Below are 23,270 nucleotides of genomic sequence, written 5' to 3' on the forward strand. Positions count from 1 at the left end.
TTGACTCTGAAATCTTTAACATAACGAGACAAGTTGTGTCATGGGGAAATTCTTGTGCTTAGCGTTTATTTATATGAGAAATCTACAGAAATATATAACTTAGACTTCATTGAGAAATCTAATAATAAGTTAGTTATTATTTGTCCTCATCCTGCGGCAGCGGATTCACTGCGCTCAAAAATGACTGACCCAAATGCTGTAGAAGTAATAACGATTTCAAAATTTTCAAATGATCTACTTCAAAAAGTTGATCCAGACATTTCTCTTAGAAGAAAAGCTGATCTCTTAGGGGAGATGGCCACTATTTGGAAGAAGGGTCTTGAGAATTATCCTGCGGACTCATTTTTCGACAGTTTTAATTTATTTACAGAACTTAGAGGCTACACTCTTGATTTTGAAATGATTAAGGAAGTTCTTCCTTTCTATGATGAGGCCATTCAAAAAAGTCTTCCAGTCTATTGGATGTACTTTGAACAGTTGGGAATTGTTGACGAACATAAGGCCAATGAAATTCTCACTCATCATTTGAAATTAGGAATTGAAGAGGAGAGTGAGAAGAAATATCTCTTCTGGGGCTTTAATCACGTAAACTCAGGACAGATTGATTTAATAAATGCCCTAGGCATTAGAAATACTGTCTATATACCATTTTCAAAAGAAGTATTTAAACAAACGCGATCAACAGATTGGATTCGTTGGTTTGAAGCCGCCGATTTGAATGAGGAAGTTAACGACTTTAAAGCAAAGGTTGCAAGTTATACTTTTGCGAAGAAGAGGCTGTCTCAAAAACTTAAGTCCATACTTTCAAAAGAAGACTTTTCTCAAATAGTTCTAGGAGAGAAAAAGGTAAGTGTTGATTCTTGCCTTGAAATAAGTCACGGAAGCACACAGTTTAGGGCGGGTGCAGATCTCTTCAATGCTTACTCTAAGAGAGTGATGGATCAAGTTGAAAGATTTATAGGCAATGGAGTCTCAGTAGATGAGTTGGTTGAAGAGCTTGAGGGAGAGTCAAAGAGTATTTTATCTCAAGATATTGCCAAGAAAGATTTCAGACTTTTAAAAATTTATAAACTCTTATTAGATATTATTAGGGACTATAGAGAGTTGTCCGACGATAACGAAACAATAAAATTCTATGACCTACAAGTTTTTAGAGAAATTCTTCAATTGAATTTACCAAGAGATTATTTTATTCCAATCAACGAAGGCGAAGCTCAAAGTACGATCAGTGGTCTCAATGACTTGGAATCTTTAGTGAATGAGAAAACAATCTTCTTATTGAATGATTCTTATCAAGGAGTAAAGAAGGGTGGAAGTAAATATCAAGAAGATATTATGAAGTTCCTTTCTTCACTAGGCCCAATTCAGAGACCGGAATTAGAGTTTTTGATTGTAAGGGAAAAGTTTAGGGAAATAATCATTGATTTAAACCCAACCTTTTGTCTCCAAGAAGGATATGTTGAAGGGGATAGAAGTTGGAGTGAATTCTTTAGAGGTGTCGAGTTTGAAGAGTTAAATACTTTGGAAGATGGAGAACTAGTAAAGAAAGATATTCTTGAAGTAGATGAAGTGCATTTTGGGGAAAGGATATCAGCCAGTAAAGTTCAAACATTCCTAGATTGTCCAAGAAAGTTTTATTACTCTTACATGGATAGAAAAGAGATAGAAGTAATGAATTCTTCAGATCTGAAACCAAATGAAATAGGAACTCTAGAGCATGAAGTTATTGAAAAGTATTTTGAGAAAATAAAGTCTTGGGATGCTCAAATCCTTAAGGAGACAGTTCAAGAGGTATTTCTTGAATACACCCTGAAGAATAGAAAGAGTTTAAACTCTGTAAAAGAGAAAATCTCGCTCTACGAAATTAGTAACTATAGTGAAAATGGAATTAAATATATTCTGCATATACTTGATGAATTACCTGGAAGTGAAGTTGCTTTTGAGGTGTCTCTTTCAAGTGAAGGAAATGTTGCAGGAAAAATAGATTGTTTAATTAAGTATCAAGATATGTTCGCTATCTTAGACTTTAAGAGATCAAAGGCGAGTGTCGCAAATAAATCTGAAATAGAGAAGTTTTCAAAGATTCAATTACCATTTTATTTAAACCACTTTGGTGGAGATGTGAGCAAAGTTCTCTTTTGGGGATATGTAAATCTATCTGACTTAGATGAGTGCTTAATTTTAAAAGGTGGAGCAGAGTTGGCAGAAGACTTTATGAGCAAGGTAGGTTTTCCTCTTTCAAAGAGGAAGAGTTCATTAGATGATACCTTGGGATGGTTCTCTGAGTATCGAGATTTTGAAGAGAAGTTAGTAGCTGAACTTAGAGAACAGAGCTCATGGCCAGCAATTCCGCAAAAGGATGATGTGTGTACCTTTTGCTCTGTTGGAAATTTATGCAATAGAGGGTCGATGTAATGAGAGCACCTAATGATGAGCAGAAATTAGCAATAGAGCATACTGGGGGAGTTCTCCTTAGTGCTGGTGCTGGTTCAGGAAAAACTTTTGTTTTAGTTGAACATGTTATTTATCTTGCTTCGAAGTTTATTAGTGAAAATAAGAAAGATGATCTATTAGAGTTTGAGCTAAGTATTCAGTCATATTTTTCAAAAATTGTCTTAATGACATTTACTAAGAAGGCTGCCGGAGAAATTTATGAGCGACTTATTCATCGTGTTGAAGCTCAAATTGAATATGTAGAGAGCGATATTGAATACTGGGTCGTAGTGAAAAATGCTATTGATTTTATGACAATTAGTACAATTCATGGCTTTTGCTATAAATTAATCGGGCAAGGTCTAATTCCGGGTCTATCTTCTAGTGTCGCAATTATTTCAGAAAGTGAGTATAGAGAAAAGATCAGTAAGCTATACGAAAGATGGTTTGAAAATCATATTGAAGAAATTCCAAGTGAAGAGTTTCGAAAGATAATCTCTCTAAATTCAAATCAAATTATAAACTCTATGTTAAGTGTATTTGGCTCCCCTGAAATTAGGTTAATGTGGAAGAGATTGGACTTTGACTCATTTGACGCTGAAGTAAAAGAAGCATGGCCAAAGATATGGAGTTTATTGGGAGTAGATGAAATTTGGAAGAGTCCAATTGATCTGGTTGCCTATAGTGAGTTTTCCGATAAGCCGTGGTTCGTTGCGATGTCAACAATTCAAAGAAAGCACCGAGAAAAAGCAAAGTGGGAGAGTTCTGATTTTGAAGAAGTCATTTCCATGTTTGATGGAATATCGAGGCTTACTGCTCCAGGTAAGAAGATTAAAACGCCTGATCTAGAAGATCACTTCAATCTCGTAAAAGAATATAGAACATTCATAAAGAAATATTCGGAAGATATTATGGAGTCTCTAAATTCTCGAGAGGGAGAATTGAAGAAGTGGTGGGATTCAATATTCTTAATTTTTAATTATATTGAGGATCATTATAGAGATATTCCGGGGGTGACTTTTTCGGATTTAGAGTACTACGTGTCTTTAAGTCTTGAAGATAAAGAAAATCGAGAGAGTATTGCCTCAAATTATAAGTACTTCATAGTGGATGAATTTCAAGACACATCTGAAATCCAATTTGAGATGCTCTCAAATATTATAGATGGAGACTTTAATAAGCTCTTTACTGTCGGTGATATGAAACAGGCCATATACGGCTTTAGAGGGGGAGAGCTAGGTGTCTTTAAAGAATGTATGGATAAGACACCAACGACTCTAAAGTTATCAAATAATTATCGCTCCAAGGCTGGAATTATTGACTTTAACAATTATGTCTTTGATTACTTATTTAAAGTAGGTCTTAACTTTGAGGGAGTCGACTCTCACAGTGTACCTGTAGATTACCAGAAATTTCCATTTGAAAGAGATAGTGAAAACTTTGGAAAAATAATCTCTACTAAGTTTGATGTGAAGGAGTTTTATAAAGATGATGAAAAGCCTAAATCAGATGATTTTTCAATTTTTGAATCCAGTATTTTTATAGATCAGATCAAAGATATACTCGATAGCACAGATGAAAATATCTGTATTCTGTATAAAAATTTATCACCTTCAAAGTATTTAATTAATGAGCTAATTAAAGAGGATATTGGCTTTACTGCACAGGTGAAAGTTCCATTAGGTGAAGATCCAATCCTTTCGATATTTAGAAGCTTAATTGATTATCTTCTCTCTAGTCGTGATAGAGTGAGTTTAAATAATTTAGAGTTTTACCTAGGTGGCTTCTTCTCATTACTTGGTATAGCAAGGACTCAAAGTCTGGAGAGTTTTATCTTACAATTTTGTGAAGATATTAAAACACTTGGAGTCTATAATAGTTTTTTAAAGTTTTGCCATGCTGTGGGCGTTTTAAATTCTAACCATACGAATAATGGACAAATTGTTAAAGAGCTATGTGAAATGTGTGGTGATAGTATTGAATTTATCCAAGTGAAGCTACTAGGTTATTCTTCAATACGTTACTCGATTGACTTTGAGTATGGGAAAGATTCAAAAAGAGTTCAAATAATGACGGCCCACGCTTCTAAAGGACTAGAGTTTGAAAATGTATTTCTTGGTGGAATACACAATAATGGTCACACAGTTCCAGACTTAAACTTCTTTGGAAAGCTCCCTTGGAGTTTTAAGTGGAAGAAAAGCTCAAGACAAAAAAGCGGTTATTCAACACCTATTCTAATTTATGAAAACTTACTAAATAAGAAGAAGGGCTTTGCTGAATCTAAAAGACTTTTCTATGTTGCAGCTACAAGGGCCCAGAAGAATCTTTATTGGGCCGATTTATCTTTTGATGGAAAGCCTCTTGAATCTTCAAAGAATAGTTGGATCTGTGGTCTTAGAAAGTGGCAGGAAGAGGACTTAATAAATAAGATCGACTTTATGGAGGCCATAAAGAGTGAACAAAGAAGTCTTGAGGAGCTAGATGTTCAATTTGTAAAATTAAAGGCGCCTTTATTTCATATGGATAGTTTGGGAATATCTTCTCCATCGGTTGAGTCGGTAAGAGAGCTGGGAGTTATATCTGAACTTTCTGTCACTAGGCTAGCGACACTCTCTCAGTGCCCACGAAAGTTTTATCTATTAAATGTATGTAAGTTTAACGAAGAAGATGTAAACGAAATAACTGGAAAAGATTCCGTCTTTAGCGGTGTTAAGAAATCTGAAAGTATAGAAGAGGGCGGTGTTATTGTTTCGAGTGCTCAAAGAGGAACAGAGATACATGAAGCGCTAAGCTTTGCCATTAAAAGAAATTGGATTGCTCCGGCATCATTTATTGATAGAGGAGTGAAGAGAGACTTGAACTCGTTTAACTGGGCAGTCTCAAAACTAAAAGAAAAAGAAGTTGATTTTAAATTTGTCTCAGAAGAGATGATTAAGTTTCCTTTCTTTGGACAAATGATTTCTGGAACGCCTGACCTCGTTCTCATACCAAATGACTCTGGTAAAGGTCTGGAAATTTGGGACTTTAAAACAGGAAACAGAGAAGAGAGCAAAGAAGTACCGTATTGGTTCCAATTAAAATCCTACGCTTATGCCTACCAAACACTGTATCCTGAGTATAAAGATCAAAGTGTTAAACTTGTTTTATCTTTTGTTGATATGGGTGAAAATGTTGAAATCGATATATCCCATTCGCAACTAAAGGAATCTCTTCATCAGGAATGGGTAAAGACATCTAAACCTGACCTAATTAATCAATCTCATTGTGATCAATGTACATTTGGAAATTTATGCCACCCTTAGGTGGCATGGTTTTTTGAACTCCTCTCATATGATAGAATAAGTGCATGAATATAGAAGGGCAGGAGCCCCGATTTTAATTTAGCAGGACGCGCATTGTATGAATAAATTCATAGTATTCTCTTTTTTACTAGTTACTTCTTTATTTTCATTTCAATCATACGCAGCAGAAGGTGATGCTTATGATTTTTCATGGCTTGATCCAGATAAAGAGGTTTTCGTATTACAAAATCGAAAATTTAGAAAGGCCGGAAGACTCCATGCCACAGGAGGTTTTGGATTTACGACCTCAGGTGCATTCGTAGATGCAAAAGCATTTCAAGGCCGTGTTGGATACTTTATAAAAGAAGAATTTGGTGTTGAGTTTCTATACTCTAAAAATAGCGGAGAAGAAAATTCTACTGCAACATCAGTTCGAAACCCTGGTGGACCAGGTTCATTTCCATTTAGAAGAATTGTCGATAACTACATGGGAGCGATGTTCTTATGGTCACCTTTCTATAACAAGATAAATACATTTAATAAAATCATTTACATGGATTGGATTCTTGGAATTGGTTTTGCAAAATTAGAAGAGACAAATAATAGAAATGAAATTACTTCTAGTGGTGGAGATACTTCACTTACTACTGAATCTCATACTGGTCTTATGTGGGACATTGGAGCTAAGTTCTATATCACTGAACGTTGGGATATAAGAATTGACCTTACTTCTGTTAACTACAAAGCGATGGAAGCGAAAACTGTTGGCGCTGAAGAAATTCTTTATAGTAATTATGATCTGACAGTGGCTTTAGGTATAACTTTCTAAATAAGGATGAACAGGATGTTCTTCATGAAGAAAAAAATAGCGCTCGCATTGACTTTTTTAAGTCTGAGCACGATGGCAAATACGGATGTAGCATGGAAGTACCTTGTTCAGAGCAAGGGTAGTGTTCGCTATTATCCAAGTGTTATTCAAAATCTAGTTAAAGAGAAACTTTACTTTGCTTCTATTCCTTATATTAAGGAATTACTGGCAAGAGGAAAAAGCTTTAACAATAAAGAGCTGGATTCATTAATTGATGAAGTTGTCACTAATGTAGGTGTGAAGCAATTTGAGGTTTTACCTGTATCTTTCCTAGAGAAGTCAAAAGCTCCAACGTTGAGATATATTCTTGCTAAAAAGTATTTTAGAGCAGGGAAGTATGATCAAGCTCTTAAAGAACTCAATGGCACTATACCAGCGAGACATTCATCGAAGCCTTTTGCTCTATTCTTAGAGGGTTCAATCTTTTCAGTTACAAAGAAATATTCATCTGCAATTAAGACATATGATGAGTGTATTTCTAAGTCGGAATCAATTAGCAATCAAGGTAATGAGAATAGAAAGAGACAGCTCAATATTAATAGAGATTACTGTATTGTAGGTAAGGCTAGGGCCAACTTCTCTCAGGGGAAGTATGAACAAGCGAATCTCGACTATTTAGATCTAACAAAGTCATCACATATTTGGCCTGAGATTCTATTTGAAGAAGCCTGGAACAGTTTCTATATGAGAGATTATAATAGAACTCTAGGAAAACTCGTGACTTATAATTCACCATTCCTATCATTTATATTCAATCCAGAAATTGATGTTCTAAGATCTCTTACATATATGGAGCTTTGTCTTTGGCAAGATACATTGAAAGTCGTGGATGATTTCTATAGAAAGAATGAAAAGAACCATAAAGATATTGAATCTTTTCTAAGAAAACATGGAAAAGATTATAAATACTTCTACCTTCTTGCAAAATCAAAGATGAGCGGAAAAGAAAGTGGAAATGAACTTCTAAATAAAATGCTTCACTCTATAACGAGAGATCCAACCTTTAGAGAAATGTTTGATTTCTTTCATACTGGGCGTGATGAATTTGAAGTGATTAATAAACTTCCAAAGAGTCAGATGAAAAATATCTTAAAGTTAAACTTGAAAGAAGCACTAGTTCTTCAAAGAAATCTTGTAGGTGCTTATGTGAGAAAGAGGCTTCATCTTGGATGGCATCAAGTAAGAAAAACATTCTTAGATATGAGTTACATTAAATTAGAAGTACTTTCTCGTAGAAAGGAAAGTCTATATTCTCCAGATGTCTCTATGAATAGGGGACGTGGTGATATTAGAAACTTAAAGCGTACTGATAAGCAATATTTTTGGAATTTTAATGGAGAGTTTTGGGCAGATGAGCTTGGTGATTATGTCTTCTCTCTAAAATCGGAGTGTAGTGGTAATGCTCTTTAGAACTTATTTAAGAAAGATTATCTTATTGATGGTTATTTGTAGCTCTCTTGGAGTTTACGGTAATGATAATGCTCGAAGAAGCGAGCTAGTGAAAGTTATTGATCTAGAGCTTAGAGAAGTTACACGTCTTAATAAGCAGTCGAGAACTTCTGATCCAGATCTCTTACTTCGTATGGCCGAATTGTTACTAGAGAAGGCTAGACTTGTAAAAGAATTAGAAAACTCTCGATTTATGCAATACGATGCTGAGAAGAGGCAGAAAATAGATAAGAAGAAATTTTTTAAACAATCTAATAGCTACTTTGTTCAAGCACAGAAAACATGTCACTTAATTCTGAAGAAGTTTCCAAGATTTAAGGGGAAGGCCGATGTTTATTATATAATGGCCTATAATGCAAAAGAGTTTCAGCAGGACAAGAAAGCACAAGCTTACTTCTCTAAATCTGTTAAATCTACAGGTAAAACGACTTTTACATCAACGAGATCAAAGGTTGCTCTCGCAGAGATTTACTTTAATCAAGGTCAGTATAAGCAGGCAATACCTCTATATGAAAATGCTTTTAGAAATAAGAAATTTAGAGATAAATGGTACACAAAAGATAGTGTAAACCTTGCTTGGTCATATTATAGAGTCGGTAAAACAAAGAGCGCGATACGTTTAATGCGTGAAGCTTATAAGTTAAGTAAGAGTCCAAATTATGTTGATATGAGTTTCTCAATTGAAAGAGATCTTGCTTACTTCTATACAGACTCTGGAAGAGTTAATGAAGCCGTTCAATTTTATAAGAGTATTGGGAAGAATATAGCTTCAAATCTTTTAAAGGTTTCTACTTACTTAATGAATAGAGGAAAGTATTCCCCTGCTGAAAAGACATTAAAGCAGGCCTTGAATTATAAAGTTTCTGAGCAAGAGGATATTGAAATCAATATCAAGCTCTTAAGTTTATACGAAAGATTTGGAAAGTATCATAATCACCAAAAAGTGGCGAAAACACTTCTTAAGTATCATGAGCAAAAGAAGCTTAACCCTGAGCAGGTGAAGGTATTAGAGTATCAGTTAAAAAGAATTAGTGGGATTGTTCAAAAGCAGGTGAGTGGAAAACAGTATAAGAGTCAAAAGAAGACTTTATACAGTAAGGCCAGACTTGCGGTAGGATACTTTGCATTATTATCTCAATTTGATCCTTTGAATGCCCACAAGTATACATTTCTTGGTGCTGAAACGTACTTTGCAGCGGGGATGAATAATAGTGCCGTTGAAGAATACGCGAACTCTCTACAAAGAGCTCAAGATATTAAGAATGCGAAATATATTAAGTTATCTAATGAAGGAATGATGGCCGCACTAGGTGGTAAGAATATTTCGAAAAAGAGTAAGGATAAGTATGTAGAAATAGCATATTTAAATTCTCTAAGAGCTGATAATAAATCAAAGCAGGCAGATAAAGTATATCAAAGGTTATTCGGCCTTTACTTCGATAGAGGAGATATTCCTAATTGTGAGAAAACACTTCTCTCATATAAGAATAGTTTCCCAAGAAATTACTCTACTCAGGAGGCGATGCTTGCCAGAATTCTAGATCATCATAAAAAGAAGGGTGACTTAGAAAGTATTAAGACTTGGGTTGCTCGTATTAATAGTGGTGATTTTAAAGTTACACCTAAATTTGCTAAGAAGACGAAGATTATTATGCTTTCTCTTCAATTTGATAATGTAGAAAAGGCGACTAGTAAAGGTGATAAGAAGAAGGCCCTTGCTCTTTATGTTGCAATTTATAAAGATCCTACAACAACTGACAGTGGTCGTGAGAATGCGTCTTATAATATTGCCACTCTCTTTCATGAGTTAGGCGATACCTATAGAAGTTTTGCTTGGTCAAAAAGAGCACTTAGTCATATGAATTCAAAGAATGTTAAAAGGTTTCAAGGCTCATTTTTGAAAATCTCAAATGATTTATTTGAACATCAAAAAACAAAAGAGAGTGTTGAGCTTTACGCCACTGTATTGGATAAGATTTGCTTAGAGAGAAGTAGTAATAAAGCAACTTTTTTAAAGAATGCAGTAAACGTCGCACTTGCTGATGGAGATGCAAAAACGGCTAGAGCTGTCTTGAATAATAGTTATAGATGTAGAATATCTTCGTCAGTCTTGGATGAACTAGAGCTTGAGATGCTTAGGTTTGAAGTTGAAAATAATAATTGGTCAGATGCCTTAGCTCAAATTAGAAAACTAAGTAAATCAACTCGAATATACCCAGACTTAATCTATCCGCTCTCTAAGGTGAGAAATGCGTATATAGCAGCTGGTAGAGTTAGTAATGCTAGAGAGCTTGAGAGAGAGATTCTTTCTTATTACTCAAAAATTAGAAATAAGCGAAAAATAGAAATTGAAGGACTAGATGAAGTTGCTCTAATTAGAATTCAACTCTTAGAGAGTAGAATTCAGTCCTACAAAAGTATTGAACTAGCATTTCCAGATTCAAAGTTTAATAGCTTACTACAAAGAAAGTTCAAACTTCTAGACGGACTAACAACAGATTTAATCAATGTCATGAGTGTTGGATCTGGGAAGGGAATGATTAAGAGTTATGATCACTTAGTAGATGTTTATAAGCATATGATTCATTCTATTGATTCTTTTGTTCCTCCTGGAAAGTCTCCTGAATATGTAAGTACTTTTAAAAAGAGTATGAATAATATTTTATTACCTCTTAGAAAGAAAGTAGATGACTTTAAGAGAGAGGCCATAGCTAAAATCAATAAGGATAATATCTTATCAGATGATAATAAGAATATTATTTTCGAGGGTAAATTCTCACCAGAATTTATACTTGGAAATAATGGAGTGTTAATGGATAGAGGTGGAAGCAGATGAAGTATTTATTACCTTTAACTCTATTATTGCTGAGTGCCTGTTCATCAACTTCAAAGAATGATGTGACGGCCAGCTTTTCTCAAGGCGCTATTGACGAGTTCTCTTGGGTTGAGAATTCAGACTTTCAAAAAGTTCCTGAGGTGCCTTTTAATTCAAGGTCAGACTCTTATACTGGAGAGGTTTCAACACAAGATTCACTATCAACTGAATCCTTGGCGAGAATCCCTGAACCTAAACTAGAGCAAGTAGAAAAGAGTAATGATCTCCTTGTGCAAGGAATGACTCATTGTTATAGAAGAGATTTTGATGCTGGTATAAAAATCTTTCAAGACCAGTATAAGAGATATGCATCCCACCCAGGTTATTGGAACTTTGTAGCCAATTGCTATTATCTTCAAGGGAATATGAGAAAAGCGACTCTCTACTATAATAAGTCTAGGGCCCAAAAGAAAAACTATGCTCCACCAATTAATAATTTAGGAGTTATCTATCAAGCCCAAGGTCGTGACCAAAAGGCATTGGCTGCTTATAAAAGGGCTTCTGAGGTTGGTGCATTTAGTATGACGCCAATGTTTAATCTTGGTCAGTTATATCTGAAGTATCACCTTGTTAATGATGCAAAGATCATTTTCTCTAAGTTGTTAAAAAGAAATGCTACAGACGTAGATGCTCTTAATGGTTTAGCAACAAGTTATTTGATGGAAGGTAATGCTAAGGCTGCAGTAAGTCTATTCTCAAGACTTACTTCTGTTCATTATGCAAAACCACAAGTTGGGATAAACTTCTCATTAGCACTATCTGATGTGGGTAGAAGTAAAGATGCGCATACAATCCTTTCGTCTATTGATACGGCGAAACTTGGCGGCTATGCGAGTTATTATAATAAAGTACTAAGTAAAGTTTCGGGAGCGAAATAATGAAGATTCTTGCACCATTATTTATTTTATTGATGGCCTTTACTTCTGTTAAAGCTCAGGAGTCTAATAAGAAAGTTGTCTATAGATATAAGAAATATGAGAAATTCGACTTTGAAGATTTAGTAATTGAAGGTGAGACTGGTAATCCTGGAGACCTTTCAATTGCTCCAAGATATCAGAGGAAATTTAAAAATAAACTACCATATAGAAAGAACTTCAATGCCGAGATTAGAAAAGGTGTTGAAAGAGTTCGTTAACAGGGATTGATACGTGAACATAGATGTTCTAACAGAGCTTAGTGAAGCTTATGAGTTATTACCAGTAGGAGTAACTCACGGCCAGGAAGGTAAATTAATCAAAAAGAGAAGAGTTCTTGTAGGAAGTACAAGTGCTTGTGATGTTCAGATTAATCACCCTTCTATTAATTCTATTCATGCCGTAATTGAAATTTCCAATGGCGTATTTAAAGTATTCGATATGGATACGGCGATGGGAACATATGTAAATGGTAAGAAAGTTATTTCAGAAAAATTTGAATTAAATGATACGATTAAATTTGGTTCACTCGAATTTGCCTTTAAAGTTTATTCTAAGGACGATCTGCCTCCTCCGCTAGATATGCTTGCAGTAGAATTACCTCCAGTAGTAGCAAGCACTCCTGTAGTTGATACTCCAGTGAAGAGCGAAGCCCCTGAATCTATTGAGCAAGCCGAATTACCAAAAGCTACTCCAAAGCTTCCAAAGAAGTCACCAGTTTCGTCAACTAAGACAGAAACACTACCAAGAGTAGAATATCCACTGGGAGCTGACCCAAAAGCTGACTTTTCAGAATATATTTTTGAAGATGTTGAAACTCTTTATCCTATCTTTGATTACGCACCATCAAAGAGGTCAGTTGAAGTTATTATTTTACATAAGGATAGAATCCATAGTGTTGATTATTTAGCTTATAAAGAAGGGATCTATCATTTTGTTGGGGCCAATCCGGGTGCAAGAGATGTTGAGTACGCCTACCTCGGTAAGAAAGAAAAGATTCCATTTGTGGAAGTTAAAGGAAGTGATGTTTATCTATCATCACTGCCTGGCTATAAAGAGATATGTTTAAATGATTCCAATAAGACATTTGCTGGTGGTCAATATCTTTTAAATGATAGTGATATTGTTAGATATGTTAATGGGGATCTACAGGTCTATGTAAGGGGAACGGATGCACCACCTAGAGTTGCACATGCACCAATCTTACGTAGAGACAAAGAGTTTATGAAGTGGCTCTTTCTAGTCTTTTTATTCTGTCTGATCTTTCTTGGTTTCTTCACTTTCTATGCTGTTGATGAAGAGCTTGAAACAGAAAAGGCTCCAGAGAGAATTGCAACGATACTTTATAAGCCTAAGAAGTTAACTATGTCTAAATCTAAGGCCATAGATAAAACTAAGAATAAACCTAAGAAGGTTATTCAAAAATCTCCTAAGCAGGAAAAGATAAAAGTTACTAAGGAAGTAAAGAAGATTACTCCTAAACCTGCTAAGAAGAATGTTGCTAAAACTGGTTCTAAGAGCGCAAAGTCTACGGCACCAGCAAAGAAGGCAACTGCTAATAAGGGAAGAGTTAATAAGAATATTAATAAAGTCTCACCAACTAAGAAAACGGGAGGAAGCCCGACACAAGCTAGAAACTCAGTGAGAAAGGCAAGAGCAAACCGTAATGCTAAGGGAGCAGTAGATACATTTAAGTCAGCAGATTTCTCTAGTACACTAAGCTCGCTTATGGCCAAAGGTGGTGGAGCAAAATCTATTCAGGCCGTAAATACTGTTAGTGCTAATCCTGGAAGTGGATCTAGTATTGGAGGAAGTGAATCATCTACTCTTACAAGAGCAAAGGTTTCTAATAATGTTGGAAGCTTAACAGGTGTTGCCTCTGGAAAGTTAGATTCTTCAAAGGGTGTAAGTGGACTTGTAAATAAGAAGAGTATTTATACAGCAGGTGTTCCGTACGAAGAAGTTGTCCTCGGAGGAATGGACCCTGATGTAATTAGAAAAATTCTCGTAGATAATATTCCTCAGTTTAGATATTGCTATCAGCAAGAACTAGATAAGGCGCAAGCTGCGTTCAATGGGGTTGTTAGATTAGACTTTGTTATTGGTGCCTCTGGGAATGTCACAAAAGCCAGTGTGGAGTCTGCTTCAAGAGGATTGCCGAGTAAGGTTAAAGGATGTGTTGTTAACGTCCTTAGAGGGATTAAGTTTCCTGAACCACTTGGCGGTGGAGTTGTTGAGGTTAATCAACCATTTAATTTCTATCCTAAGAGAAAATAAAATGAAGGGCCTTTTAAAGGCCCTTTTTTTGGCAATAATTGATTGGTATGCCCACTCGAACATTTGTTGTATCATGAAAATATGAGGTTCGTATGATAAAGCAAATGAGTCGTTTGAAAATAGGCGAGAAAGCAATTATTGATAGTTTTCCAGAAAACTCTGAAGAGTCATTAAGGTTATTATCCTTGGGTATTCTACCTGGAGATGAAATCGAAGTTACTTCGAAGGCCTTATTCTTTGGACCTCTTTCCTTGAAACATTGTAACGACACTTTCTTTGCAATTAGACGTAGTCATGCGAGTAAAATTTTCGTGAGAGTGATAGAATGAAAGAAGCTAGAGTCCTAATTGTTGGCTTTCCTAATTCAGGGAAGTCTTCTCTTTTTAATTTATTAAGTGGTCAAAAGCGAAAAGTCACAAATTATTCAGGGATAACAGTTGATGCTGCCGAGGGCATGCTCTTGTCTAATTCTAGTTACGAAGAGAAAGTGAGTATTGTCGATCTTCCAGGGATGTATAATCTAGTTCCAACGAGTATTGATGAAGGAGTTTCTCTTCATGCTCTATTAAATTTATCTGTAGATAAACCTTATGATCTAGTAGCACTTGTTGTAGATTTAGAGAGGTTTGAATCATCAATGTCTCTTTGTCTTGCTCTAAAGGAATTAGTTGGCGAGAAGATGGTTTTAATTATCAATAAAGATGATAAGGGCGAAATTACTAGAGAGCAGTTAAAAGTTCTCGAAGAGCTAACTGGATGTCGTGCTCTTTCTACTTGTTCAAAAAAAGAAAGATCAAGAGAAATTGATCGCTTTTTAAGGGATAATCTTCAGAGAGAAGGGAAAGTTGAGCTAGGAGAGATCACACTTTCAAAAGAGTCTCTCTCCTATATTCCAGACTTTAAAGAAATCAAATCAATAAAGATAGAAGAAGACCAAAGGGAAGTCATCTCTAAGCTAGATAATTACCATAAGAGAGCGAGAGAGATTGTTGATAAAGTCGTAAAACCCGACACAAGAAAAATTAAGGTTACAAAGAAATTAGATCAAATCCTTATTCATCCTCTCTGGGGATCATTGATCTTTGTCGCAGTTTTCTATTTAATCTTCAATTCAATCTATGAATGGGCAGGACCCTTAATGGATATGATCGATAATCTCGTTGCAATATTTGGTGACTGGGTGGCCAGTACTTTACCTGAAGGGTATTTGAAGAGCTTAATTGTTGATGGAATTATTGCAGGAGTTGGTGGGGTTATAATCTTTGCTCCTCAAATTGGAATCCTCTTCTTTTTACTAAGTCTTTTAGAGCAATCGGGCTATATTTCTAGAGCTGCAGTGCTAAGTGATAGAGTCATGAGTATTTTTGGTTTAAATGGTAAAGCGTTTCTTCCCTATCTCTCCGGCTTTGCTTGTTCAATTCCTGGAATAATGGCAGCGAGAACAATACCTAGTAAGAAAGAGAGAATCGCTACAATAATGACTCTACCAATGATTACTTGTAGTGCACGCCTTCCTGTTTACATCTTGCTAATTGGAACTTTTGTTCCAGAAAAAAAGATTTTTGGCTTCTTAAACTCTCAGTCTCTATCTTTCTTCTTTCTTTATTTCTTAGGAAGTTTTTTTGCTCTAACCATGGCCTTAGTCTTTAGACTTTCATATTTTAGAGGAGAGACAAGCTCCTTCTTTATCGATCTACCATATTATCAAAGACCAAGGTTGAGGATTGCATTTGGAAGTGCATTACAAAAAGTTAAGTTCTTTTGTAAGAAGGCTGGCTCAATTATTCTAGTTCTCTCTATAGGTATCTGGTTTGCATCTACCTTTCCAAGGTTAGATGCCAACTCTATAGCAGGGTTGTCTGATGATGCTGTCGCCTCAATGCAATTGGAACACTCATTGATAGGGAAGATAGGTAAAACTCTTGAGCCTGCGCTAGAGCCAATTGGGATGGATTGGAAGATGGGTGTAGGGTTATTAGTGGCCTTCGGAGCGCGAGAGTTATTTGTTTCTACGATGGGAACGATATATGCCCTAGGTGAAGTAGATGAAGAGTCGTCTACACTTAGGCAAAGATTAAAGATGGAAAAAGATAGTGTGACTGGTGAGCCTAAGTTTAATCTTGCTGTTGCTTGGTCAATTCTTATTTTCTTTGTCTTCTCTTTGCAGTGTACGAGTACATTGGCAATTCTTAGAAGAGAGCTTGGAAACTGGAAGCAGCCTACTTTTATGTTTCTTTATATGGGGGCCTTAGCTTGGTTGGGGTCATTTATTACATATAATATTCTAAGTTAGGGCACAATTACCTATTTTCTTGGCAATATTAAGACCAGATGGCCGATGTAAGTGCTGGATTTTTAGTAGGGCGCTGATGTCCTATATAATTCAGGCATGATACAGAAAATTAAGAGCTTCACTGACTTTAGACTGAAGCTCGTTCTCACTATTTTATTTGCGGTACTTTGTATTCTAGAGTTTGTAGACGGTAGGGTTGATGTTTCAGACTTCACGATACCAGCTCTATTATTCATTGTATTCAGTGAGATTATCTACACCTTTATCCGTACTCGCGGTGTAAGTAATGTTGAGTATAGTGATTCATCAACACAATTAAGTATTTTTGAAAGAGGGAATTTAGGCTTTATTGGGTGGGTAAGGCTCTTAGATAAGAGACAATTATCTAGATTTATTTTTAATATAACTATCTTTTTTATTTTTCTAGTCGCTCTTATTTTAGATCTTAATATAGTTGCCCATGGGACAAATGATCTTGTGGTGAATATCTTTATGGTCTTGTGGGGGAGTGTCTTCTTTCTTGTTTCAATTAAGGAGCTACAAAAGGCATTTAGTTACTATAATGTATTTATAACTCAAGTGGCCTTTTGTTTAATTATGAGCTTTTTATTCTTGCTGTAAGTTACTCTTCAGACATCACGACAAATTTATACTTTCCAAAGCCCGCTTCTGCTGTCGTGTACATCAATTTCTTTATGTAGCTATATTTGATTGTTTTATCGACAACGAGGTTAACAACGCCTGAGAACTTCTTGGCATTTGGTGAAGACTTTTCAATCTGCTTAATAACTTCTTTCTTTTTAACGAGCTCGTTATAAAGAGGAATGATTCTTCTACCCGTTTTGTCTTCAGCTAGTGAATCATTCTCGGCTTCGAGAATAATTTTATTATCAACCCAGATAGTAGAAGGGGAGACTTGTATAATAATCCCAGAAGTATTGAGAGATTGTGATTGAGAGCTTGGAAGCTCAATTCCCTTAGGGACGTTGAGAACGATTCCAGAGGCATTATAGTTCTTAAGTAGAAAAACGAGAAGAATTACGAGAATATCTAGAAGAGAAGTGATATCGATATCCATCACTTTCTTCTTTCTTCTTACTTTTCCTCTTGCTGATATTGATCTAACTCTACTCATAATTAACTCTGAATGTTTCCAAAAACAATATTGTTAAATAATTCTTTAACTCTAAGATCCATCCCGTCTTTTGTTTTGGTCCAAATATCAGGATCTGTTTTCTTAAGGTCTCTAACTGTGTCCATGATCTTAACAATATCTTCGTAACTCAGATCAACTTTTGGCTCTAAAACAACTGTATTCTCGTCGACGTTTTTTTGTTTTAGGTCAATAAGATAGTCTCTTAGTGCTTGTAGGTCGTAATCACCCTCAGCATTCTTACCAATAGTTTTTCTAACGTACCCTGGAACACCTGTTAGGATTTGAATTCTTGTGTTGAGAATTTGAAGTGTAAGAGCAAGTGGTTTCTTATTGCTCTTAGGTGGCTGCCTATCTGAAACGATAGGCACATCACTTGGTATTTCATTAATATTTAAAAAACGAGATGACATGAGAAGAAAGAAGATGAATATAAAAACCGCATCTAATATAGGAATTAGATTTGGCTTTTGAACTTCTTTTTGAATCTTTCTTCTACTAGGTGCTCTATACACTGTAACCTCTATCTCAATACTTTCTTAGTTTTCTTTTTCTTGTTTTGTTCCAAGTAGGTCTAGAAGCTTAACAGAGAATTCATCAATCTCATTAATGATCTTCTCTGACTTTGAAGCTAAGAAAGCATGAAGCATCATAACTGAAATTGCTGCAAGTAAACCTAGGAATGTTGTGTTCATCGCCTTAGAGATACCTAGAGCAAGTAGTTCTTGCTTTTGTGCTGGGTCAGCTGAACCAACAGCTGTAAATGTTTCAATTAGACCTTGAATAGTTCCAAGGAGTCCAAAGAGAGTAGAGATGTTTGCAATTAATTGCAGGTAATTCAGTCTAAGCTCTACCTTTGGGATCACTTCAAGTGCAGTGGCATCAATTGCATTTTGCATTTGAGCAGTTGATTGATTAGATCTCTTTAATCCGCTTTTTAGAACCTTCGGTAGTGCAGCCACTGATCCCGAGCAGACTCTAATCGCGCCTTGAATATCATTTGATAGGATGTATCTTTGAAGCTCGTTCATAAACGATGCACCATCTACATCTAGCTTAAAAGATAATTTTGAAAAACGTTCTATGGCAATTGCAATTCCGATGGCCCAGATTAGTAGGATAACCCACATGAAGATACCACCACTTTGGATGAATTGTGCAATTCCGTTCATTGATGTCGATACAGCTGTTGCTTCCATAGAAACAAAACTCCTTGTTTATTCCAACTAGTTATAATTACATTGTAGTGGAAAATAGAAGTTTCGCTATGGTTTCATTTTGGGGCAAATACTGCCCCTGAGGCTTCTAGTAGTGCTCTGGAAATAGCTCTCGCTCAATTCCTTCGATGAAGTTATGAATAATTTTAATGTGAATTTCTTGGATTCTATCAGTAAGTTTAGACTCAACAATAATTGGGATATCAACCATATCTTTTAGTTTCCCACCATCTTTTCCTAGTAGGCCAATCGTTGTTACTCCTCTTGCTTTTGCTTCATTAACAGCATTGATAACATTTGGAGAATTACCACTTGTAGAAATTGCTAGGAGGCTATCACCTTTTTGTCCAAAGGCTTCAACCATTTTTTGAAAAATGGCATCGTAACCAAAGTCGTTTCCAACACAACTCATATGACTTGGATCGCTAAAAGACATTGCGGCCAAGGCCCTTCTATCTTTTCTATATCTTCCTGTAAGTTCCTCTGCGAAATGCATCGAATCACACATTGAGCCACCATTTCCGCAGCTATATATTCTTCCACCATTATTCAATGTTTCAATGAAGACTTTAATAGACTTCTCCATTGCAGCAATATTAGTTTCATTTGAAATAAATTTTTCAAGTGTATTCTTTGCGTCGTTTAAGGCTTCAAGGATAAATGTAGACAAGACCTGCTCCTAAAAAAAAAGCGGAAGATAACTTCCGCTCAAATTAATTATATCTGTAAGTTTAGCAAATTAAGCTAATTCTTCCAAAGTCTTTTTGATTTCGTCTTTACCTTGAAGACCAACTAAAGTTTTTGCTGGCTCACCATTCTTAAAGAAAATCATTGTTGGGATACCACGGATACCGTACTTCTGTGCTAGGTCTCCATTTTCATCAACATTAACTTTTAAAATTTTAGCGTTTTCACCAACTTCTCCTGCAACTTCATCTAATACTGGAGCAAGTGTTCTACATGGTCCACACCACTCGGCCCAAAAGTCTACTAGGACAGGCTTGTCAGAGTTAATTACATCAGTGTCAAAGCTAGCTTGATCAGTTTTTCCTACGTTACTCATATTTTCTCCTACTCTTTTCTTAAAAGCTTGAATATATATTTGTATCTTATTAGTGCTCGCTTGTATAGATGTGTTACAATGATGCTGTAGGTTAGGTTGAACAAATGCAAATAATTCCTCGTATTTGATAAGAAATCAATAGGATAGAATATCGATATGGATAGAAAATATTTATTAAAATCTTCGATTAAAGTTGCACGCATATCTCGTATGATAGCTAAGGCGATTGATTTATTTATTGCACTTATTTTATCTGTTTTCTTCTATCCTGTTGGGACAATTTTGGCCCTCTTCTATATTGCAATTGCAGACAGCCTGCAAAATGGTCAGAGTGTTGGAAAGAAGTTTATGGGCTTCGCTGTAATTTCTCTAGAGGACGGTAAGCCTTGCTCTTTAAAACAATCTGTCATTAGAAATCTCCCGTTTCTCATTCCTTTATTTTTTGCAATTATTCCTATTTGGGGATGGATCTTTGCCATTTTACTGGGAATACCTCTCTTGATATTAGAAATTTATTTACTTCATAAATTAGATTCAGGTCACCGCTTGGGAGACGTTATGGCAGACACTTCTGTGATGGCCAACGATGGTTCAGGCGAGCAAATTAAGAAAAGAAAAGATAGTTGGTTTGACCCTGATAGCCAAATGACTTGATTCCTTTTCAACATCATTAATTGTCGGTACATTTATATCCTCAAAATTCAAATTTCGAATGGGAATAAATATGGCCAAAAATCGTTTAATTATCGTTGATATTAGTAGTTTTATATTTCGTGCTTTCTATGCAATACGCGTTTTACATTCACCTGAGGGCGTTCCTGTAAATGCTGTTCACGGTGTTTTGTCGATGCTTCTAAAATTACTTTCAAAATATCAGCCATCTCATATTCTCTTGGCCCGAGATACAAAGGGTGGATCTTTTAGAAACGAGCTCTTTGATCAGTACAAGGCGAATAGGTCAGAACCACCTGAAGAGTTAAAACCTCAATTCGATCTTATAAAGCAATTGATAGACCATATGGAACTTCCAAGCTCTACTGTAGAGGGCTTTGAGGCCGATGACTTAATTGGTTCCGCTTGTGTGCAATGGAAGTCTGACTTTGATGAAATTCTCATTGCCTCTGGCGATAAAGATCTTATGCAATTTGTTGGTGATAATATAAAGATGTTAGACACCATGAAAGATAAGACCTACGACCGCGAAGGTGTTTTTGAGAAAATGGGAGTTTATCCAGAGCAAATTGTAGACTACCTCTCTATGGTTGGGGATGCTTCAGATAATATTCCAGGTATGAAGGGAATTGGTGCTAAGGGTGCTGCTAAACTTCTTGCCGAGCATGGAACTTTAGAAAAGTGTATTGAGATTAAAGATACTCTAAAAGGAAAAAAGCTAACGACAGCTTTTGGTGAGTATTTAGAGGATGGACTTCTCTCAAAGAGCCTAATTGAAATCAAAACAGATGTTGACCTTGGATTAAAGTCGACGGACTCTAAATTTAGTTTCTACCCTGCTGACTCTCTCTTTGATTTCTTGAGAGGTCTTGGTTTTAAGTCAGCACTTGTAAAGCTAGAGGATTTGAAATTTGCACATCATCAGTCAGAGCAAGACGGAGAGTTCTCCGTTAATGTCGATGGGCCAAGTATTAAAGTTGGTGAGTGGAGTGATGCTGAGTTAGAGTGTGATACATACTTAGGCCTAGACGTTCAGTATACGAACCTAGATACGCGCAGTCTTGATATTCACTCGCTTTCTATTTCTAAAAATAAGAATGAAGCTTTTTATATTAAAGAAGAGCAGGCAAAGCCTCTCTTAGAAAAGATCTTAACGACAGACACTCTTAAAGTCGCAACAGCAGATTATAAGTCTCTACTTTATTACTCTCTAAGAAATGAGATAGAAATTAGTGCTGAGGTTTTTGATGTCGTTCAAGCGCAATTTGTGGCCAACCCTGGAGAGAAGAACACTATTGAATCTCTTAGCGAAAAGTTTCTTGGAAGCTCTATACCAGCTTTCGAGAAGAAGAAGCCTCTTCCAAGTGAAAATGAAGAAGACCTTGTTCAAGAGATCTCAACAGCGAGGGCACACTCATGTTTTAGAGTGAGTGAGTTCTTACTTGAAGAGTTAGAGAGAAAAGAACTTCTTAATGTCTTTCATGATATTGATAATAAACTTACTCCAGTCCTAGCGGCAATGGAGTATGAAGGTGTTCACATTAATAAAGCATTCTTTAGTGAGTATGAAAAAGAGCTGCAAACGAAGCTAGATGAACTTCAAGCAAGTGTGGATAAATTCTCTAAGGAGCCTGTTAATCTGAATTCACCAAAGCAAGTAGGGGTTCTCTTATTTGAAGAGTTAGAGCTTCCGGTAGGAAAGAAAACAAAGACAGGCTACTCTACAGACTCTTCTGTACTAGAAGATTTAGCTGCAAAGGGATTAAGTGAAGTTCCAGCTCTAATTCTAGAATATAGAGAGGTCGGAAAAATTCTTTCTACCTATGTTAAGGCCATTCCAGAATTATTGAATGAAGCTTCTGGTAAGATTCATACGCACTTCAACCAAAATGTTGCGGCGACAGGTAGACTCTCTTCTAATCATCCTAATCTACAAAATATTCCAATTAGAAGTGAGTTAGGTAGAAGAGTGAGAAAAGGTTTTATTGCAGGTCCAGGAAAGATCCTCTTGGCCGCTGACTACTCTCAAGTAGAGCTTAGACTTTTGGCACACTTTTCAAATGACAAGACAATGATAGACGCTTTTAAGAAGGGTGTTGATATTCATAGAAGAACAGCTTCTGAGATAATGGGCGTACCAGTTGAGGAAGTTGGCTCTAACGATCGCTCTAAGGCCAAGGCCGTAAACTTTGGACTAATGTATGGACAGTCATCATTTGGTCTCGCTGCTGCTTTAAAGATTCCTAGAAAAGAAGCTAAGGAGTATATTACAAATTACTTCGAAAGATTCTCTAGCGTTAAGGGTTACCTTGATCACTTAAAAGAAGAGTGTGAAAAGACTGGCTACGCAATAACGCTAAAAGGAAGAAAGAGATATCTCGCAGATATTCACTCGACCAATAGAACAATTAAGGCCAACGCAGAAAGGGTTGCCATTAATAGCCCAATCCAGGGAACGGCGGCAGATATCATCAAGCTTGCGATGATTAATATTCAGAAAGTTCTAGATGACAAAAAACTTAAATCTAAAATGATTCTACAAGTTCACGATGAGCTAATCTTTGAAGTGGTTGAGAGTGAATTGGAAGAGATGAAAACTATCCTTAAGGATGGAATGGAAAAAGTGGTTTCTCTATCAGTTCCCTTAGATGTCGACATGGGTGTTGGGGTTAATTGGTTTGATCTAAAATAGTCTTATTCTTGGCAGGGGTCTTATGGACCTATCTCGTATAAGTTATTGATAGTATGAGGGTTATTGTTTTTTATTTAGCTTAT

At 36.0% G+C, this 23,270-nt stretch carries 18 protein-coding genes; 13 read left to right on the forward strand and 5 right to left on the reverse strand.

What is annotated here, in order from left to right; all coding sequences use genetic code 11:
* Positions 1–54: 54 nt before the first annotated feature.
* From BMS_RS01290 to BMS_RS01340, 11 genes are all read left to right on the forward strand, one after another.
* On the forward strand, positions 55–2,415 hold the full coding sequence (locus BMS_RS01290) for a PD-(D/E)XK nuclease family protein (RefSeq protein ID WP_044557158.1): 2,361 nt from the start codon (positions 55–57) through the stop codon (positions 2,413–2,415).
* Positions 2,415–5,735 carry a UvrD-helicase domain-containing protein gene (locus tag BMS_RS01295; protein ID WP_014242979.1) on the forward strand — a complete coding sequence of 1,107 codons (3,321 nt, stop codon included), beginning with the start codon at positions 2,415–2,417 and terminating at the stop codon, positions 5,733–5,735. Before BMS_RS01290 ends, BMS_RS01295 begins: the two co-directional genes overlap by 1 nt.
* Positions 5,736–5,832: 97 nt before the next feature.
* Positions 5,833–6,543 carry an outer membrane beta-barrel domain-containing protein gene (locus BMS_RS01300; RefSeq protein ID WP_014242980.1) on the forward strand — a complete coding sequence of 237 codons (711 nt, stop codon included), beginning with the start codon at positions 5,833–5,835 and terminating at the stop codon, positions 6,541–6,543.
* Positions 6,544–6,567: 24 nt separating this feature from the next.
* Positions 6,568–7,992 (forward strand): tetratricopeptide repeat protein, encoded by a 1,425-nt coding sequence (locus BMS_RS01305; RefSeq protein ID WP_157868209.1) that lies wholly within the window; start codon positions 6,568–6,570, stop codon positions 7,990–7,992.
* Entirely contained in the window at positions 7,982–10,867 is a 2,886-nt protein-coding gene (locus BMS_RS01310) for a tetratricopeptide repeat protein (protein ID WP_044557160.1), read from the forward strand. Before BMS_RS01305 ends, BMS_RS01310 begins: the two co-directional genes overlap by 11 nt.
* Positions 10,864–11,784 (forward strand): tetratricopeptide repeat protein, encoded by a 921-nt coding sequence (locus BMS_RS01315; RefSeq protein WP_014242983.1) that lies wholly within the window; start codon positions 10,864–10,866, stop codon positions 11,782–11,784. Before BMS_RS01310 ends, BMS_RS01315 begins: the two co-directional genes overlap by 4 nt.
* Entirely contained in the window at positions 11,784–12,041 is a 258-nt protein-coding gene (locus BMS_RS01320) for a hypothetical protein (protein WP_014242984.1), read from the forward strand. The genes BMS_RS01315 and BMS_RS01320 overlap by 1 nt, the downstream gene beginning before the upstream one ends.
* A 13-nt stretch (positions 12,042–12,054) precedes the next feature.
* A complete protein-coding gene (locus BMS_RS01325) occupies positions 12,055–14,097 on the forward strand; it encodes an AgmX/PglI C-terminal domain-containing protein (protein ID WP_014242985.1) in 2,043 nt (680 codons plus the stop codon).
* 92 nt (positions 14,098–14,189) lie between these two features.
* Positions 14,190–14,426 (forward strand): FeoA family protein, encoded by a 237-nt coding sequence (locus BMS_RS01330; RefSeq protein ID WP_044557161.1) that lies wholly within the window; start codon positions 14,190–14,192, stop codon positions 14,424–14,426.
* Positions 14,423–16,390: a ferrous iron transport protein B gene (gene feoB / locus BMS_RS01335; protein ID WP_014242986.1), complete on the forward strand. Its 1,968-nt coding sequence runs from the start codon at positions 14,423–14,425 to the stop codon at positions 16,388–16,390. The genes BMS_RS01330 and feoB overlap by 4 nt, the downstream gene beginning before the upstream one ends.
* A gap of 96 nt (positions 16,391–16,486) precedes the next feature.
* Positions 16,487–17,011 (forward strand): hypothetical protein, encoded by a 525-nt coding sequence (locus BMS_RS01340; protein WP_014242987.1) that lies wholly within the window; start codon positions 16,487–16,489, stop codon positions 17,009–17,011.
* A gap of 1 nt (position 17,012) precedes the next feature.
* Here BMS_RS01340 and BMS_RS01345 read toward each other — a convergent pair whose 3' ends face one another.
* The 5 genes from BMS_RS01345 to trxA form a co-directional block, all read right to left on the reverse strand.
* Complete coding sequence (locus tag BMS_RS01345; RefSeq protein WP_014242988.1) at positions 17,013–17,525, reverse strand: biopolymer transporter ExbD; 513 nt, start codon at positions 17,523–17,525, stop codon at positions 17,013–17,015.
* A 2-nt stretch (positions 17,526–17,527) separates the two neighbouring features.
* Positions 17,528–18,058, reverse strand: a complete 531-nt coding sequence (locus tag BMS_RS01350; protein ID WP_014242989.1) for an ExbD/TolR family protein — start codon at positions 18,056–18,058, stop codon at positions 17,528–17,530.
* A gap of 24 nt (positions 18,059–18,082) precedes the next feature.
* Positions 18,083–18,742, reverse strand: a complete 660-nt coding sequence (locus BMS_RS01355; RefSeq protein WP_014242990.1) for a MotA/TolQ/ExbB proton channel family protein — start codon at positions 18,740–18,742, stop codon at positions 18,083–18,085.
* A 106-nt stretch (positions 18,743–18,848) separates the two neighbouring features.
* Positions 18,849–19,430, reverse strand: a complete 582-nt coding sequence (gmhA, locus tag BMS_RS01360; protein WP_014242991.1) for a D-sedoheptulose 7-phosphate isomerase — start codon at positions 19,428–19,430, stop codon at positions 18,849–18,851.
* Between the two features lie 69 nt (positions 19,431–19,499).
* On the reverse strand, positions 19,500–19,823 hold the full coding sequence (gene trxA / locus BMS_RS01365) for a thioredoxin (protein WP_014242992.1): 324 nt from the start codon (positions 19,821–19,823) through the stop codon (positions 19,500–19,502).
* Positions 19,824–19,979: 156 nt separating this feature from the next.
* Here trxA and BMS_RS16570 point away from each other — a divergent pair, with 156 nt between their 5' ends.
* Both BMS_RS16570 and polA read left to right on the forward strand, forming a co-directional pair.
* Positions 19,980–20,477, forward strand: a complete 498-nt coding sequence (locus BMS_RS16570; protein WP_014242993.1) for an RDD family protein — start codon at positions 19,980–19,982, stop codon at positions 20,475–20,477.
* A gap of 70 nt (positions 20,478–20,547) precedes the next feature.
* Positions 20,548–23,187 (forward strand): DNA polymerase I, encoded by a 2,640-nt coding sequence (polA, locus tag BMS_RS01375; protein ID WP_044557162.1) that lies wholly within the window; start codon positions 20,548–20,550, stop codon positions 23,185–23,187.
* Positions 23,188–23,270: the final 83 nt, after the last annotated feature.

It is taken from the genome of Halobacteriovorax marinus SJ, assembly GCF_000210915.2.
GTDB classification, from domain to species: domain Bacteria; phylum Bdellovibrionota; class Bacteriovoracia; order Bacteriovoracales; family Bacteriovoracaceae; genus Halobacteriovorax; species Halobacteriovorax marinus.

Coding starts and splice junctions, on each gene's coding strand:
- BMS_RS01330 (WP_044557161.1), top strand. CDS start 14,190: ATGATAAAGCAAATGAGTCGTTTGAAAATAGGCGAGAAAGCAATTATT.
- BMS_RS01310 (WP_044557160.1), top strand. CDS start 7,982: ATGCTCTTTAGAACTTATTTAAGAAAGATTATCTTATTGATGGTTATT.
- BMS_RS16570 (WP_014242993.1), top strand. CDS start 19,980: ATGGATAGAAAATATTTATTAAAATCTTCGATTAAAGTTGCACGCATA.
- BMS_RS01315 (WP_014242983.1), top strand. CDS start 10,864: ATGAAGTATTTATTACCTTTAACTCTATTATTGCTGAGTGCCTGTTCA.
- BMS_RS01300 (WP_014242980.1), top strand. CDS start 5,833: ATGAATAAATTCATAGTATTCTCTTTTTTACTAGTTACTTCTTTATTT.
- BMS_RS01345 (WP_014242988.1), bottom strand. CDS start 17,525: ATGAGTAGAGTTAGATCAATATCAGCAAGAGGAAAAGTAAGAAGAAAG.
- polA (WP_044557162.1), top strand. CDS start 20,548: ATGGCCAAAAATCGTTTAATTATCGTTGATATTAGTAGTTTTATATTT.
- trxA (WP_014242992.1), bottom strand. CDS start 19,823: ATGAGTAACGTAGGAAAAACTGATCAAGCTAGCTTTGACACTGATGTA.
- feoB (WP_014242986.1), top strand. CDS start 14,423: ATGAAAGAAGCTAGAGTCCTAATTGTTGGCTTTCCTAATTCAGGGAAG.
- BMS_RS01355 (WP_014242990.1), bottom strand. CDS start 18,742: ATGGAAGCAACAGCTGTATCGACATCAATGAACGGAATTGCACAATTC.
- BMS_RS01320 (WP_014242984.1), top strand. CDS start 11,784: ATGAAGATTCTTGCACCATTATTTATTTTATTGATGGCCTTTACTTCT.
- BMS_RS01305 (WP_157868209.1), top strand. CDS start 6,568: ATGAAGAAAAAAATAGCGCTCGCATTGACTTTTTTAAGTCTGAGCACG.
- BMS_RS01340 (WP_014242987.1), top strand. CDS start 16,487: ATGATACAGAAAATTAAGAGCTTCACTGACTTTAGACTGAAGCTCGTT.
- BMS_RS01295 (WP_014242979.1), top strand. CDS start 2,415: ATGAGAGCACCTAATGATGAGCAGAAATTAGCAATAGAGCATACTGGG.